General features: G+C 44.0%; 16 protein-coding genes. 4 read left to right on the top strand and 12 right to left on the bottom strand.

Going from position 1 to position 14,707, the window contains the following annotated elements; all coding sequences use genetic code 11:
- Positions 1–16 precede the first annotated feature (16 nt).
- Positions 17–1,042, top strand: coding sequence for a hypothetical protein (locus tag AC13CK_RS15595; RefSeq protein ID WP_005107810.1), 1,026 nt, complete (start codon positions 17–19; stop codon positions 1,040–1,042).
- A 350-nt stretch (positions 1,043–1,392) separates the two neighbouring features.
- Here AC13CK_RS15595 and AC13CK_RS15590 read toward each other — a convergent pair whose 3' ends face one another.
- The 6 genes from AC13CK_RS15590 to AC13CK_RS15565 form a co-directional block, all read right to left on the bottom strand.
- Positions 1,393–1,767, bottom strand: coding sequence for a GNAT family N-acetyltransferase (locus AC13CK_RS15590; RefSeq protein ID WP_425879248.1), 375 nt, complete (start codon positions 1,765–1,767; stop codon positions 1,393–1,395).
- 260 nt (positions 1,768–2,027) lie between these two features.
- Positions 2,028–2,387 (bottom strand): 50S ribosomal protein L20, encoded by a 360-nt coding sequence (gene rplT / locus AC13CK_RS15585; RefSeq protein ID WP_004647525.1) that lies wholly within the window; start codon positions 2,385–2,387, stop codon positions 2,028–2,030.
- A gap of 11 nt (positions 2,388–2,398) precedes the next feature.
- Positions 2,399–2,593 carry a 50S ribosomal protein L35 gene (rpmI, locus tag AC13CK_RS15580; RefSeq protein WP_004278281.1) on the bottom strand — a complete coding sequence of 65 codons (195 nt, stop codon included), beginning with the start codon at positions 2,591–2,593 and terminating at the stop codon, positions 2,399–2,401.
- 185 nt (positions 2,594–2,778) lie between these two features.
- The gene (locus tag AC13CK_RS15575) at positions 2,779–3,201 is read right to left on the bottom strand and encodes a YqaA family protein (protein ID WP_004732949.1); all 423 of its coding nucleotides are present in this window, start codon (positions 3,199–3,201) and stop codon (positions 2,779–2,781) included.
- A 7-nt stretch (positions 3,202–3,208) separates the two neighbouring features.
- A complete protein-coding gene (locus tag AC13CK_RS15570) occupies positions 3,209–3,499 on the bottom strand; it encodes a hypothetical protein (RefSeq protein ID WP_004732951.1) in 291 nt (96 codons plus the stop codon).
- Between the two features lie 74 nt (positions 3,500–3,573).
- Positions 3,574–4,194 (bottom strand): glutathione S-transferase family protein, encoded by a 621-nt coding sequence (locus tag AC13CK_RS15565; RefSeq protein ID WP_004732952.1) that lies wholly within the window; start codon positions 4,192–4,194, stop codon positions 3,574–3,576.
- 283 nt (positions 4,195–4,477) lie between these two features.
- Here AC13CK_RS15565 and AC13CK_RS15560 point away from each other — a divergent pair, with 283 nt between their 5' ends.
- Positions 4,478–4,933, top strand: coding sequence for an Hsp20 family protein (locus tag AC13CK_RS15560; protein ID WP_004732955.1), 456 nt, complete (start codon positions 4,478–4,480; stop codon positions 4,931–4,933).
- A gap of 104 nt (positions 4,934–5,037) precedes the next feature.
- Positions 5,038–5,589: a hypothetical protein gene (locus AC13CK_RS15555; RefSeq protein WP_425879243.1), complete on the top strand. Its 552-nt coding sequence runs from the start codon at positions 5,038–5,040 to the stop codon at positions 5,587–5,589.
- A gap of 43 nt (positions 5,590–5,632) precedes the next feature.
- Here the strand turns inward: AC13CK_RS15555 and infC are convergent, their stop codons facing one another.
- From infC to AC13CK_RS15535, 4 genes are all read right to left on the bottom strand, one after another.
- On the bottom strand, positions 5,633–6,184 hold the full coding sequence (gene infC, locus AC13CK_RS15550) for a translation initiation factor IF-3 (protein WP_071850398.1): 552 nt from the start codon (positions 6,182–6,184) through the stop codon (positions 5,633–5,635).
- A 5-nt stretch (positions 6,185–6,189) separates the two neighbouring features.
- Positions 6,190–8,112: a threonine--tRNA ligase gene (gene thrS / locus AC13CK_RS15545; RefSeq protein ID WP_004278291.1), complete on the bottom strand. Its 1,923-nt coding sequence runs from the start codon at positions 8,110–8,112 to the stop codon at positions 6,190–6,192.
- Between the two features lie 224 nt (positions 8,113–8,336).
- Positions 8,337–9,506, bottom strand: coding sequence for an alanine racemase (locus tag AC13CK_RS15540; protein ID WP_425879241.1), 1,170 nt, complete (start codon positions 9,504–9,506; stop codon positions 8,337–8,339).
- 10 nt (positions 9,507–9,516) lie between these two features.
- The gene (locus tag AC13CK_RS15535) at positions 9,517–10,803 is read right to left on the bottom strand and encodes a D-arabinono-1,4-lactone oxidase (protein WP_425879239.1); all 1,287 of its coding nucleotides are present in this window, start codon (positions 10,801–10,803) and stop codon (positions 9,517–9,519) included.
- A 233-nt stretch (positions 10,804–11,036) separates the two neighbouring features.
- Here AC13CK_RS15535 and AC13CK_RS15530 point away from each other — a divergent pair, with 233 nt between their 5' ends.
- Positions 11,037–12,677, top strand: coding sequence for an acyl-CoA synthetase (locus AC13CK_RS15530; RefSeq protein WP_425879237.1), 1,641 nt, complete (start codon positions 11,037–11,039; stop codon positions 12,675–12,677).
- Between the two features lie 138 nt (positions 12,678–12,815).
- Here AC13CK_RS15530 and trpB read toward each other — a convergent pair whose 3' ends face one another.
- Positions 12,816–14,060 carry a tryptophan synthase subunit beta gene (trpB, locus tag AC13CK_RS15525; protein WP_005261881.1) on the bottom strand — a complete coding sequence of 415 codons (1,245 nt, stop codon included), beginning with the start codon at positions 14,058–14,060 and terminating at the stop codon, positions 12,816–12,818.
- On the bottom strand, positions 14,041–14,685 hold the full coding sequence (locus AC13CK_RS15520) for a phosphoribosylanthranilate isomerase (RefSeq protein WP_425879235.1): 645 nt from the start codon (positions 14,683–14,685) through the stop codon (positions 14,041–14,043). Before AC13CK_RS15520 ends, trpB begins: the two co-directional genes overlap by 20 nt.
- Positions 14,686–14,707 lie beyond the last annotated feature (22 nt).

The raw sequence follows: 14,707 nt of genomic DNA, 5'->3' as shown, positions 1-14,707 counted from the left end.
ATCAGATCAAATCACTATGGCACTCGATCAAATTTGGAAACAGCAACTAACCCTCGTCACTTACGGCAATGAGTATTTGACTCAAGACCTGAGTTTCAATCGTTGGATTCAACATTCCATTTTTAATCAGCATCAGTTTGCCTTTCGGGATCTGATATCACAACACCTGCTGGCCCAGCATTTCCAGATCTGGCTGGAAGGCCTGAAAAAACAAGGCGTGCGTCGCCTCAGCTTGCATCGCTCTGATTTACTGGTTGATGAAAAAAATCCGAATGCCAATATCGAGCTATTACCACTGGCGCATTTTATTGTCAGTCATGGCGCTAAAACCAAAACTGCCTGGATCATCGGCAAGGAACTGCCTGAATGGTACAGCGCAGACAATGATTACGAAGCACCTAAATCACAGCAATCCCCTTTACGCCATGAAACATTCTGGTGTTATGAGCTAAATCCTAAACTGGCCAAGCGCATTGATGTCGATCTGGAAGCCCCAAACTGGGATGATATTCAGGCCTATACCGATCATGAACTGTTTGAAAGTAGCCTTGCCCAAGATTTTACCGAACCTGCATATACCAATTTGCCTTATTACGGCACCATGCCTGCCATTCAAGCCGATAGCGAAAGTCATTTGGCCTTAATTCCCACTGACTATTCAGCGGATTATGCTCACCAGACTTTGTACCGCCTAGACGCCTTAAATGACTTTATTCAAACGAAAATCCAGCATCCCTATCGTGCAGATGGCGAAGTACTCAGCCCGGAGCAGCAACTTAACCTGCGACATTTTTCGCAAAAAATTGATGATTTAAGTGCTAAATTCATCAGCAAAGTCGCCAATCACTATAAAACTGCACAGCTAACACCAAAAGTTGCACCTGACCCATTTGTCGGTATGAGTACCGAAGACCGCTCACCAAAAATTTCTAAAGCAGAAAAACCTCAGGACCCAGGCAAATCCAGTTCATCTGCAAATGTGCTGACCTTAATTGTGATCACTGTGATTATCTGTCTGATTGGCTACTATTTCGGCCTTTAACATTTTGCCAGAAAAGCTTGAACATCACGGGCAGAATTCAATGGATATTTTGATATTCATGAGCAGGCATCAACTTGAAATAATGCTGACGATTTTGTGATAGGTTTTCATCATCCATCAGATGATGGAATCACGACTGAGTATCTGTCTTAAAATTTCAGCATTATTTGAATGAGCCGAAGCTGTCATTTGCTGATCGCCCGGAAATGCTCTCTTAATTGACCGGTGGAGATATTGAGATAAAAAGATAAATCAGCCATACATTTCTAAGGGCTGATTTATTTTCTATCGTCTTTTCCCAGGTTTTAGATTTTTCTACGTTGAGCCAGCTGGGCCAGAGTATTCAAAAATTAAATGTCCCACTGATAACATAAGTCTTTAAGATTCTCGCCCAGATCGCTGGCATCTCCTTCACTGACAAAATAGGCGCCGGTCTTTTCATAAAAATAACGACTGGAATTCAGGTTCAATACGCTGCACTGCATATACTGGTAGGATTTTTCTCGACTTAATCCCAAACCCAATTGAACCAACTTAGCCCCCACACCTTGTCCCTGAATCTGTTTCAGTAAATACAAAGCTCTCAATTCACTGATTGGCGCATCCACCGGAAAATTAAAAGCAGCAAAACCCAAAACTTGAGCATTTTCTTCATAGACAAATACCCGTCGATTCTCCTGTTCAAGCACAGAACGCCACAAGGCGGCTCTTTGTTCTACACTCAACTTATCGAGAATTTCTTATTTGATGATATTTTGATAGCTTTCACGCCAATTTTGTACATGCACTTGAGCAATCGGCAGTACATCCTGTTGAGTGGCAAGTCGAATCATTGTTTTTAAGCCTTGTTTTTTAATTATTCAATTTCACAATGACTAAAAAATATAAGATTTACAATACTGATTTTTAAATAATATTTAAAATGATTACTTTTATTTAAGCATAAAAAAGACCGCTAAAAGCGGTCTTTTCAAGTCATAAAGACTTATGCAGCCAATGCATCTTTAGCTTTAGAAGCTAAAGCAGCAAACGCAACTGCGTCATGCATAGCGATGTCAGCAAGTACGCGACGGTCGATAATCACTTGAGCTTTTTTCAAGCCAGCGATCATACGGCTGTACGACAAACCATTTTGACGAGCACCAGCGTTGATACGTGCAATCCACAAAGCGCGGAATTGACGTTTCTTCTGACGACGGTCACGGTAAGCATATTGACCAGCTTTGATTACCGCCTGGAACGCTACGCGGTAAACGCGTGAACGAGCACCATAGTAACCTTTAGCGCGAGCAAGAATTTTTTTGTGACGGCGATGAGCCTGTACACCACGTTTTACACGAGCCATTTATAATCTCCTTAGATGTACGGGCACATACGACGAACTGAAGCAACGTCACTTACGTGAACCATTACACAGCCGCGCAATTGACGAATACGCTTAGCAGATTTTTTGGTCAAAATGTGGCGTTTGAACGCTTGTTTACGCTTAAAACCGTTAGCAGTCGCTTTAAAGCGTTTAGCTGCACCACGGCGAGTTTTCATCTTAGGCATAACAACCTCTTTTGAACACCTGTTCGGCTCGTTTGCACCATTACAAAACGACCTGCAGGTAAGGGAGCGAGTATTCTAAAGCATCTTTGTTTAAAACAAAAGCATCTTCACCCAATAAGCGAATTTAAAGAATGATTTCGCTCTGAAATAATATCCAAGACTGGATCAAGAAAATAGCTTCAGACTTAGAACATGGCAAAGGCCGCATAGACAAACAGATAACGTCCAATTTTAGCGATGCTGACCATCAGCAGAAAACGGACGAGGTTTTCTTTTAATAGTCCCGCAATCAGGGTAATCGGATCACCAATGATAGGCACCCAGCTCAGCAGTAAAGACCAGTAACCATATTTCTGATAGGTCTTTTGCGCCTTGAGCATCTTATCTGCTGAAACCGGGAACCACTTTTTATTTTTATAATGTTCAATCTTGAGACCCAGATACCAGTTCACACAAGACCCCAGAATATTGCCCAGACTGGCCACGGCAATTAACAGCACTGCATGCTGCTTGTTCTGCACTAAAAGCCCCAGCAAAACCGCTTCAGACTGTAAAGGTAGTAAGGTCGCTGCACCAAAGGCCGACAGAAACAGTAAAAATAGGCTCATTACAGCATTAATGGCTCAAGCCCATTTTTTTCTTGGCTTTACTGTATTCCCAACTGGACCAAACGACTGCCGTCACCATCGCCATGATCCGCGCCCACTTATACTGCTCATTGAGCGGTGCAATTGCAGCACGGAGAATCTGCTGATCTTTGGTATTTAGGGCAGCAATCACCTGATCGATATGCACAATTTCAGCAACATACAGCACTAAACATGCAGCAATGCCGAAAAGAATGCTCCAGTAAATTCGGGTATTACTTTCAACAATCTTGGTAAAGTTCAGAAGAAAATCGTTCATATATCCATCCAATAAAAAACCACCGTAAGGGTGGCTTTATTTGCTTAAGGCTATTTTAACATAAAGGCAGACGCTTAACTGACCTGTATTGCCAACGCTTTCTGAACCGCAGGACGAGCATTCAAACGATCGATATATTTGGAAACTTCAGGATAGTCTTCCAGAGTGATCTGCTGCCAGTCATGCCGTAATAACCAAGGGAAAATGGCCATATCTGCAATCGAGTATTCGCCAGCCACATACTCCTGCCCGACCAGCTGCTTATTCAACACCCCATATAAACGCTTGCTTTCATTGACATAGCGCTCTGTGGCATAAGCAATCCGCTCAGGTGCAAAACGGCTAAAGTGATGATTTTGCCCGAGCATCGGCCCCAAACCGCCCATTTGCCACATCAGCCACTGTTCGACCTGAATACGCTTCACTTCATCGGCTGGATAAAACAGACTTGTTTTGCGGCCCAGATATTGCAAGATCGCACCTGACTCAAAAATTGAAATGGCGCGGCCATGTGGCCCATCCTGATCAACAATTGCCGGGATTTTATTATTGGGAGAAATAGCCAGAAAATCGGACTGGAACTGGTCATTTTCCAGAATATTGATTGGAATAATTTGATATTCCAGCCCCATTTCTTCTAGAGCAATACTAATTTTATGGCCGTTGGGGGTGCCCCAATAATATAAATCGATCATTTTCTTCTAATACTCCCTGCACTTTTACTATGCGACGATGTACTCAACATAGAGGATTTAGAAAGAAACAACAAGTCTGCATTTTAAAATTATTTTTCAATAAATATCAAAATCTTATTAAAAATTTATATATTTTTTTCTTTTTGATCTTGAAAATTTCAGCTCCAAACACATATTTATTTCTGCATAAGGATTGCGTCAATCTTATGCGCTGTTGATGTCTGACATGACAGATCTTATTTTCTTGTTTTTATAACTTTGCTTTAGTGAGAAGGTTCTAATCATGAGTAACTTAAATCTTCATCCATTATTTCGTCGTAGTATTGGCTTTGATCGCTTGAATGACTTTATTGACTATGCCATGCAAAGCGATGCACCGAATTACCCACCGTATAATATCGAAAAGCGTGGTGAGAATAATTACCGCATCGTGGTGGCAACTGCGGGTTTTCGTCAGGAAGAACTCGACATTCGTCTGGAAAATAAGTTGCTGACCATCCTAGGCAAGCCTGAAAACCAGAGCAATGACAGTATTGAATTCCTGTACAAAGGCATTGCGCGACGTGCATTTAAATTGTCTTTACGCCTGGATGAATATATTGAGGTACAACAGGCAGACTATGAAAATGGTTTATTGATCATCGACTTGCAGCGCATTATTCCAGAAGAAAAATTGCCACGTCAAATCCCGATTGGCAATAAACTGCTCATTGCAAACGATGAAAAATCAGTGGAATAAGCTTGATTAAGTACGCAAAGGAAGGTCCGAAAGGGCCTTTCTTTTTGGCTACAGATTACCTAAGCTCATTAAGGCAATACGCTTTCTGATCATAAAAATAAACCATGAATGTGCCAGAAAACATCCTGTTTCATCAAGCTAGCCCGATCATGCGCGCTATGGGATATTTACTGTTTTGTTATCCGGTCGGAATATTCAGCATTTTTTATTTCAGCAGTGTGCGTAGCAATTCCAGTTTTTTCCAAGGACTATTATTTTTATGGCAGGAGTCTCCTGACTTTTATATTTATATTGGCGGCTTTCTTGGTCTTTCGCTGCTTATGCTGGGAACCAAACTCAAAATAACCTCACAAGCCATTTATTATACTTTGGCCGGTTTCCGCATCAGCCTGTGCTTAAAACGACATTCCGTACAGTATAGTTTTCTGAATCCGCGCTATGATTCTCTCAAAGCGCACCTCAAACGCTGGCTCTATAACATGCCAGCGCATGTGATTAGTCAACGCGATGGCACTTTGGATTTTAAATTGTGCCAGCCCGGTCTGATGAATCAAATTTTTCTTGGATTTTTCCGGATTCAGCTGTCGATGTTTTCCCGCCAGCAAGCTCAACAGATTATGTACGCCATACAAAGCGCCTGGAATTTTAAAGAATAAAAAAAGCCCTGCATATGCAGGGCTTTTTTCGCTTAATGAGTGCTTACTTTTTCTTTTTAGGACCAAGTAGCATACCCATTTGACGCCCTTCCATTTTCGGCATCTGCTCAACAGTACCGAATTCAGCCACGTCAGCTTCAATTTTTTGCAATTGAGCTAGACCCAACTGTTGGTGCGCCATTTCACGACCACGGAAACGAAGCGTGATTTTCACCTTGTTACCTTCTTCAAGGAACTTGATGATTGCACGTAGTTTTACGTTGTAATCACCAACATCAGTACCCGGGCGTAGCTTGATTTCTTTCACCTGGACTTGATGTTGTTTTTTCTTCGCTTCTTTCTGCTTTTGCTTAAGATCAAACAAATGCTTGTTGAAGTCCATAATCTTACATACTGGTGGCTCAGCGTTTGCTACGATCTCAACAAGATCAAGTTCAACACTTTCTGCTGCGCGTAGGGCGTCAGCTAAGCTTACAATCCCTTTTTGCTCACCATTTTCGTCGACAAGACGGACTTCTTTCGCACGAATTTCATCATTCAAGGCAGGACGGTTTGATTTGTTACCGCCCTGTTGATTACGGTCAGGCTGTTTAATCGCTGTTACTCCACAATGTACCGGCCGCGTTCGGCTACGGCTGCTTTTACTAGGTCAACGAAAGCATCGATTGACATAGTACCCAAATTTGTTCCTGAGCGGGTACGCACGTTTACGGTACCTTCCTCTACTTCACGGTCCCCAAGTACCAGTAAGTAAGGAATACGCTCTAATGTACGTTCACGAATCTTAAAGCCGATTTTCTCATTTCTCAAGTCAGAAATTGCACGGATACCGTTTTCTTTAAGTTTTGCGACGACTGACTCACATGCCTCAGCTTGAGAATCGGTAATGTTCATCACACACGCTTGCATTGGTGCCAACCAAGGTGGCATGAAGCCTGCGTAGTGTTCGATCAGTATACCAATAAAACGCTCGAAACTGCCAAGAATTGCACGATGTAACATTACTGGCTGATCGCGGTCATTATCTTCAGTGACATAAGACGCATCTAAACGTTCTGGCAAGTTAAAGTCACACTGGATGGTACCACACTGCCAGACACGACCTAAGCAGTCTTTCAAAGAGAATTCAATCTTCGGACCATAGAATGCACCTTCGCCTGGTTGAAGTTCCCACTCAAGACCTGCAGCATCCAAAGCATCTGCCAAAGATTTTTCTGCCATATCCCAAAGCTTGTCATCACCGACACGTTTTTCAGGACGCGTCGACAACTTCATTTGTACTTCTTCGAAGCCAAAGTCTTTGTATACATCCAGTGTCAATTTGATAAAGTCTGCAACTTCAGGACCAATCTGTTCTTTGGTACAGAAAATGTGCGCGTCATCTTGGGTAAAGCCACGTACACGCATAATGCCGTGCAATGAACCTGATGGTTCGTTACGGTGACATGAACCAAACTCAGCCAAGCGTACAGGAAGATCACGATAAGATTTTAAACCTTGGTTGAACACCTGTACGTGACAAGGACAGTTCATTGGCTTCACCGCATAGTTGCGGTTTTCAGAATGCGTGGTGAACATGTTGTCTGCATAGTTGGCAGCATGTCCTGATTTTTCCCACAGCGTAAAATCGACCACTTGGGGTGTGCGGATTTCTTCGTAGCCATTGTCTTGCTGAACTTTACGCATGTATTGTTCAAGCACTTGGTAAATGGTCCAGCCGTTCGGATGCCAGAACACCATACCCGGTGCTTCTTCTTGCATATGGAACAAATCAAGCGCTTTACCAATTTTACGGTGATCGCGTTTTTCTGCTTCTTCGATACGTTTTACATAGGCTGCAAGCTGTTTTTTGTCTGCCCACGCTGTACCGTAAATACGTTGTAGCTGTTCGTTTTTCGCATCACCGCGCCAGTAAGCACCCGAGATTTTAGTCAGCTTGAACGATTTTAAGAATTTGGTGTTGGGTACGTGCGGACCACGGCACATATCCAAATAATCTTGATGGTAGTACAAGCCCATTTGTGTTTCTTCAGGCATGTCTGCAATCAAACGCAATTTGTATTCTTCGCCACGCGCTGTAAATTCAGCAATCACTTCATCACGCGGCGTCATTTTTTTCACAACATCATAGTCTTGATCGATGAGCTTTTTCATACGCTCTTCAATCGCTGCCATGTCGTCTAAAGTAAACGGACGTGGCATCCAGATGTCATAGTAGAAACCTTCTTCAATGACCGGACCAATAACCATCTTCGCTTCTGGGAACAGTTGCTTCACTGCGTGACCGACCAAATGCGCGCAAGAATGGCGAATGATCTCGACACCGGCTTCGTCTTTCGGCGTAATAATTTGTAGTGTTGCATCTTCAGTGATGAGATCAGACGCATCCACTAAACGATCGTTAACACGACCCGCAACGGTATTTTTTGCAAGACCAGGACCAATGCTCAGAGCAACGTCCATCACAGATACGGCGTGATCAAACTGTTTTTGATCGCCATTTGGCAAAGTGATAATTGGCATAAGAAATCCTTAAGGAGTGATGCCCCGTACCATGGAGCATATCACCGCGAGATTATGATCGAGGCACAGCCTCAAAAGATAAAAACGGTGGATAAATAAAATCGATTCGAATTTTACACGGCTTGGCCGCATGATTAAACCTTTTCCCAATAAAAATAAGATTTACCATCAAATCTATGGCTGATCTTTAAAGGCTTAGGCTCATTTTTCAGTTCAAAATCTCGTTATTCCCGGAACGTCTGCCACTGGATAAACTTTCCCTCTACATAAACATACAGCTGGGCAAATTGTGGGATCAGCGCTTCACTTTGTGTCGGTCTTAAAAACACATAATCATCGACATGAATATCGCACTGCATGGGCACCTGAAGCATTTCCTGATTGCTGCTGCGGCCATACAATATATGCGGTCGGCTTTTTTCAGGATAAATATAATCTGCTCGCCAATAGCCTCCGTAAATAAATATGGCTTTATATTGATGTGGAAGATGATTCATCAGCTCCAGACCGGGAATCTGGCCACAAGGCAAAACTTTTAAAATGGGTGCGGCAATCCAGAGTGCACATTGCAGTTCAGCCAGATTCGCCAAATCAAAATCGCCTGGCTTGAGCAGCATCGAGCCAAAAGCCAGATCATTACAGACACTGTGCTGACAATGCTGCATAAAGGTCGGACTGCCACCGCCGTTAAAACGCAGACCTGCATGCCATAAATCTGGGAATTGCTGCTGCAAAATAGTTTTGTATTGTTGATACATCTGCTGCGATTGCTGATAACTTTTTTCAGGACTTTTCAGAATTTTTGGTAATTTGGCGACATGTGCATCATAGCCCATTAGACCCGAGAATTTGATATAAGCCGCGTTGTCCTGAATCAGCTCCATTAAGGCTATAAATTGCTGCTGCGTTTGTACGCCGCCACGATGCAGCCCTACATCAATTTCAATATTGACATTCAGGCAGGTATTCAAGCTTTGCGCGAGTTGCAGATATTGTTTTAATCGTTCCACATCATCAATTAGCCATTGAATAATTACTTGATCATTGGCTTTATTTTGATCAGACAAAGTTTGATAAAAATGTTTGACTGCCTGAATCGGCATCGGTTTACCCAACAAGATATCGGCTTGCTGAAATGTCCCTATAATCTCCAGCAGATGCGGCAGATGAAAGACCATAAAGCGCTGGGTATTTAGTTTTTCACTGGCCAGTTTGAGTAGCTGAATGCTGGCTAAAGACTTCACTACCAGACGTGGTTTTAACTTCGCAGGCAATTTCGACTGCATAACCTCCAGATTATGTCGATATTGCGCCAAATCCAGAATCAGTTGCGGTGTGCCAGTGCCCTGCTGTTTTAAATCCTGTGTTAACTGCTGAAAATAATTTGATTGCATCGCCCTCTCCTCATTTCCCAGATAAAAACAATTCTTTTAAATATGGATTCAGCCATTTTTGCTGTGGATCCAATTGCTGACGTAGCACCATGAAATTATCCCATTTCGGGTAGAGTTCGCGCAGTGAGGCTGCGCTCATACTATGTAACTTGCCCCAATGCGGTCGTCCCTGATATTTCTGTAAAATCGGCTCGACCAGATCAAAAATCGCATGATAATCCTGTTTATAGAACTGATGAATGGAAATGGAAACTGAATCGCGCTGATAAAAAGGACTCAGCCAGATCTCATCGCCTTTGACATAACGGAACTCGATCGGGAAAAACATCGGCACCTTATGCTTCCTTAAAGTCGCTAAAACCTCTTCCAGACATTGCAAACCTTGCTCAACCGGAATCTGATATTCCATTTCATTAAATCTGGTATTGCGCGGGGTGGGGAAAATGCGATGCGACCAATCGACATAGCAGGTCGGTTTGGCAAATACACCGAGCAGTTTTTGCAGATAGGGATTTGTCTTTGGGAAGAGTCGCGTCAATTCCGAACATAGGGTCAGCAAAGCATCTTCCGAAGGCCAGCTCTCTTGTCTCGACTGAATGTCATCTTCTGTTTCATCCAGAGTTTTCAGCATCACTTGATCGGCATGTAAAAAAGCCCAAAACTCAATATGTCGGTGCTGATGTTTCCATTGACCAATATGGGTAAATATGTCTTTTAATGAACAGAGCTGGATCTGTTCTTTTAGTTTATATCGTGGTCGATTTTGCAGGGTTATTTGGGTCAATATGCCCAAGCTGCCCAATGCCACCCGTCCAGCCTGAAATATCTCAGCATTCTGCTCACGATGACATTGCAACAGCTCTCCATCCGCGGTCAGTAATTCAAAGCCTTCCACGAAAGCAGAGATGCAAGGTAAATCGATGCCCGTGCCATGCGTTCCGGTAGAAATCGCTCCGGCCAGACTTTGCTGGTCTATATCGCCCTGATTGATTAAGGCCTGATTGATCGGTACCAGATCTTTCCCCAAATCATATAAACGCGTCCCGGCCCGCACGGTGCATTGGGTTTTCTCTTGATCAAAGGCAACGATACCTTTTAACAAATCGAGATTAAGCAACACCTCATTTGTTTTGGCCAATGGGCTAAATGAATGTCCTGCACCCACTGCACGAATGTGTGCATGGGTCTTCACTAAACTTTGTAATTCACTGATCTGGCTGGGCTGAACAATCCGAGCGGCACTGAACTGGCTCCCCGACCAGTTTCGCCAGACGTCATTCGCCTGTTGTATTTTCATTATTCTTCCTGGGCTCATATTATTTTAATGGCTGAACTAGAGTAAAATACCTAAAAAATCAAACTTGGGAACCCATGCGTTCAAAAGATTTAAGTAGGGTTAAATATTTTTATTAATATTCAAATACTTAAAATTTGTAAAATCGTACTCGACTAAAGCATAAATGCAAGATTTCTGAGAAATACATATCTTTTCAACAGGATATGAAAATAAATATAGAACGGAGTTTTACAATGGTTAGCGCATATGATGAATTACCGCGTACCCCCGCGAATTTTGTAGCCTTATCACCTTTACGCTATCTTGATCGTGCAGCTTATATCTATCCAAACCAGAACGCGATTATTCACGGTAAGCGTCGTATTACCTGGCGTGAGAAATACAACCGTTGTCGTCAGTTTGCCAACCAACTCCAAAAATTAGGCATCGGTAAAAATGATACCGTGTCTGTCCTGCTGCCTAACGTCCCTGCCATGATCGAAGCGCATTTTGCTGTACCAATGGCAGGTGCCGTCCTGAATACCTTAAATACCCGTCTGGATGCCAAGACCCTTGCTTTCATGCTGGAACATGCTGAGAGCAAAGTATTATTGGTTGATCCTGAATTTACTGCACTTGCGACTGAAGCACTCGCTCTAGTTTCACAAGACATTTATGTCATTGATGTGGCTGATGCAGAGTTTGAAGGTGAAGACCAGCGTATTGGCCAAATCGAATATGAAGACTGGATTGCGCAAGGCGATGCAAACTTTGAATGGCATTTACCTCAAGATGAATGGGATGCCATCAGCTTAAGTTACACTTCTGGGACCACCGGCAACCCGAAAGGCGTGGTCTATCATCATCGTGGTGCCTACATTAACGCAGCCAGTAATATTATTGCCTGTGGCATGACACCACGTGCCACCTATTTATGGACACTGCCGCTATTCCACTGTAATGGCTGGTGCTTTGCCTGGACCATGGCGGCCAACGGTGGAACCAACGTTTGCTTGCGTAAAGTTGATGCTGAACTGATCTTTAAACTGATTGCTGAACATAAAGTCGATTACTTCTGCGGTGCACCAATTGTCTTGTCAATGCTGATTAACGCACCTGAAGAGAAAAAGACCAAAATTGATCATCGTGTCGAAGTGATGGTGGCGGGTGCCGCACCTCCAGCAGCAATTATTGAAGGCATGCGCAATATCGGTATTAACGTAACGCATGTTTACGGCTTGACTGAAACCTATGGCCCTTCTGCACTCTGCGCTTCACAGGCAGGCTGGAGCGATCTGTCTATTCAGGAACAGGCACAGTTGCACTCCCGTCAAGGCGTCCCGTATCCATTGCAAGATGGCATGAAAGTGCTTGATCCGGATACCATGCAGGAAGTGCCACATGATGGTCAGACCATGGGTGAAATCATGTTCCGTGGCAATATCGTGATGAAAGGTTATCTGAAAAATCCTGAGGCGACAGCAGAAGCCTTTGCCGGTGGCTGGTTCCATACGGGAGATTTGGCGGTATGCCAACCGGATGGCTATGCCAAAATTACCGACCGTTCCAAAGATGTGATTATTTCTGGCGGAGAAAATATTTCATCGCTTGAAGTGGAAGAAGTACTGTATCAGCATCCGGCGGTGCTGACTGCAGCGGTAGTCGCCAAGCCTGATTCACGCTGGCAGGAAGTTCCTTGTGCCTTTATTGAGCTCAAAGAAGGCACCAAGGCCACTGAAGAAGAAATTATGGAATTTTGCCGTGAACATCTGGCCCGCTTTAAAGTGCCTAAGGATGTGGTGATTACCGAAATTCCAAAAACCTCGACCGGTAAATTGCAGAAATTTGTTTTACGCGAATGGGCCAAAGAGCGCGCGCAAGGTGAATTTTCTTAATTCCATACAGGCATGTTTTTTCAAAATCTACTCAATAAAAAATCGTGCTAATTTTTATTAGCACGATTTTTTAACTTATCCTTTTGTGAGATTTAACCTCATCCAACCCTCTCCTATAAGGAGAGGACTTTAAGGAGCTTACATCTCTACCATTTCCACGCCATCAATACGGGCAACGGTCATCAAGTCCTTATCACCACGACCTGAAACCGTCGCAATAATAATTTGATCCTTGTCCATGGTCGGTGCAAGTTTAGTGACATAAGCCATAGCATGTGCGCTTTCTAACGCCGGAATAATGCCTTCAATCTTGGTCAAGTCGCGGAAACCTTGTAAAGCTTCCTGATCATTGATCGGTACGTATTTAACACGGGCCATATCTTTCAGGAAGCTATGTTCCGGACCCACACCCGGATAATCCAGACCTGCAGAAATTGAATGGGTTTCGATGATCTGGCCTTGTGCATCCGACATCAGGTAAGTTCGGTTACCATGCAGGACACCGACATGACCGGCATTCAACGGCGCAGAGTGCTTGCCTGATTCAATCCCATGACCTGCTGCTTCAACGCCGTACATTTTCACGTCTTGGTCATTCAGGAATGGATAGAACAAGCCCATGGCATTGGATCCACCACCGACACATGCTACCAGTGCATCTGGCAGACGGCCAGCCTGTTCCAGAATCTGACGGCGTGCTTCACGACCAATGATCGACTGGAAATCACGAACCAACTGTGGATATGGGTGTGGACCTGCCACAGTACCAATCACATAATAGGTTGAATCAACATTGGTCACCCAATCACGCATGGCTTCATTCATGGCATCTTTTAAGGTTTTAGAGCCACTTTCTACCGGCACAACCGTCGCACCTAATAAACGCATACGGTAGACGTTCATCGCCTGACGTTTTACATCGTCTGCGCCCATAAATACTACGCATTCAAGACCTAAACGTGCTGCAATCGTTGCCGTTGCTACACCGTGCTGGCCTGCCCCTGTTTCGGCAATAATACGTTTCTTGCCGGAAAGCTTCGCCAGCAAGGCCTGACCGATTGTATTATTCACTTTGTGCGAACCGGTATGGTTCAGGTCTTCACGTTTCAGGTAAATCTGTGCGCCACCCAACTCTTTCGACCATCGCTCAGCATGATATAAGGGACTCGGACGACCGACGTAAAACGCCATGTCACGGTCAAATTCTGCCAAAAACTGCGCATCATCTTTCATACGGAAATAGAGCTTTTCCAAGTCTTCTAAAGCCGCCATAAGTGTTTCTGACACAAAACGTCCGCCATGAATACCGAAATGCCCGCGTTCATCCGGGAATTGGGTATAGTCAACTGCCTGACTGTTCTGGCTAGTACTTTGCTGATCCACGATGGACTCCTTGCATAAAGCGTTCTATGAGTTGTTGGTCTTTAATACCTTTTGCGGACTCGACACCGCCACTCACATCCACGGCATACGCCTGTGTGGTGAGAATTGCCTGTTCGATATTGTCAGGATTTAAACCGCCTGCCAAGATCAAGGGAATATTGAGTTTGGGAAAGGTGTCCCAATCGAAGCTGTGCCCTGTGCCGCCTTTCAGTTCAGGATGCCATGCGTCTAACAGCACTGCACTTGCGCCGGCATCTTGATAACCTTGAATTTCTGCGACTACATCCAGATCAGGTTTCACCTGAATGGCCTTATACCAGCGGCGTCCGACCTGCTGGGCGATAGCCTGACACTGTTCAGGTGTTTCATCGCCATGAAATTGTAAAATATCCAGCGGTATTTTATTTAAAATCGCCTGGATTTCATCTGCGTGACTATTCACAAATAAACCCACCGCCTGTACATAAGCTGGAACCGACTGAATCAGGATTTCAGCCTGCTCTAAAGTGACATGCCGCGGACTCGGTGGATAAAATACAAATCCTATCGCGTCACAGCCAGCATTGGCTACGGCATGTACATCTTCAACTCGGGTGATTCCACAAATTTTGGCACGGGTTCGCATATTATGTTGGCTCTAGATCTAC

The organism is Acinetobacter sp. L-24 (assembly GCF_056857555.1).
This window is presented reverse-complemented; position numbering and strand designations above follow the sequence as displayed.

Bases quoted from the DNA above. Each gene is read 5' to 3' on its own strand.
- AC13CK_RS15520 (WP_425879235.1), bottom strand. From the start codon at position 14,685: ATGCGAACCCGTGCCAAAATTTGTGGAATCACCCGAGTTGAAGATGTA.
- AC13CK_RS15530 (WP_425879237.1), top strand. From the start codon at position 11,037: ATGGTTAGCGCATATGATGAATTACCGCGTACCCCCGCGAATTTTGTA.
- thrS (WP_004278291.1), bottom strand. From the start codon at position 8,112: ATGCCAATTATCACTTTGCCAAATGGCGATCAAAAACAGTTTGATCAC.
- rplT (WP_004647525.1), bottom strand. From the start codon at position 2,387: ATGGCTCGTGTAAAACGTGGTGTACAGGCTCATCGCCGTCACAAAAAA.
- AC13CK_RS15540 (WP_425879241.1), bottom strand. From the start codon at position 9,506: ATGCAATCAAATTATTTTCAGCAGTTAACACAGGATTTAAAACAGCAG.
- AC13CK_RS15595 (WP_005107810.1), top strand. From the start codon at position 17: ATGGCACTCGATCAAATTTGGAAACAGCAACTAACCCTCGTCACTTAC.
- AC13CK_RS15560 (WP_004732955.1), top strand. From the start codon at position 4,478: ATGAGTAACTTAAATCTTCATCCATTATTTCGTCGTAGTATTGGCTTT.
- AC13CK_RS15535 (WP_425879239.1), bottom strand. From the start codon at position 10,803: ATGAAAATACAACAGGCGAATGACGTCTGGCGAAACTGGTCGGGGAGC.
- rpmI (WP_004278281.1), bottom strand. From the start codon at position 2,593: ATGCCTAAGATGAAAACTCGCCGTGGTGCAGCTAAACGCTTTAAAGCG.
- AC13CK_RS15565 (WP_004732952.1), bottom strand. From the start codon at position 4,194: ATGATCGATTTATATTATTGGGGCACCCCCAACGGCCATAAAATTAGT.
- AC13CK_RS15570 (WP_004732951.1), bottom strand. From the start codon at position 3,499: ATGAACGATTTTCTTCTGAACTTTACCAAGATTGTTGAAAGTAATACC.
- AC13CK_RS15555 (WP_425879243.1), top strand. From the start codon at position 5,038: ATGAATGTGCCAGAAAACATCCTGTTTCATCAAGCTAGCCCGATCATG.
- AC13CK_RS15575 (WP_004732949.1), bottom strand. From the start codon at position 3,201: ATGAGCCTATTTTTACTGTTTCTGTCGGCCTTTGGTGCAGCGACCTTA.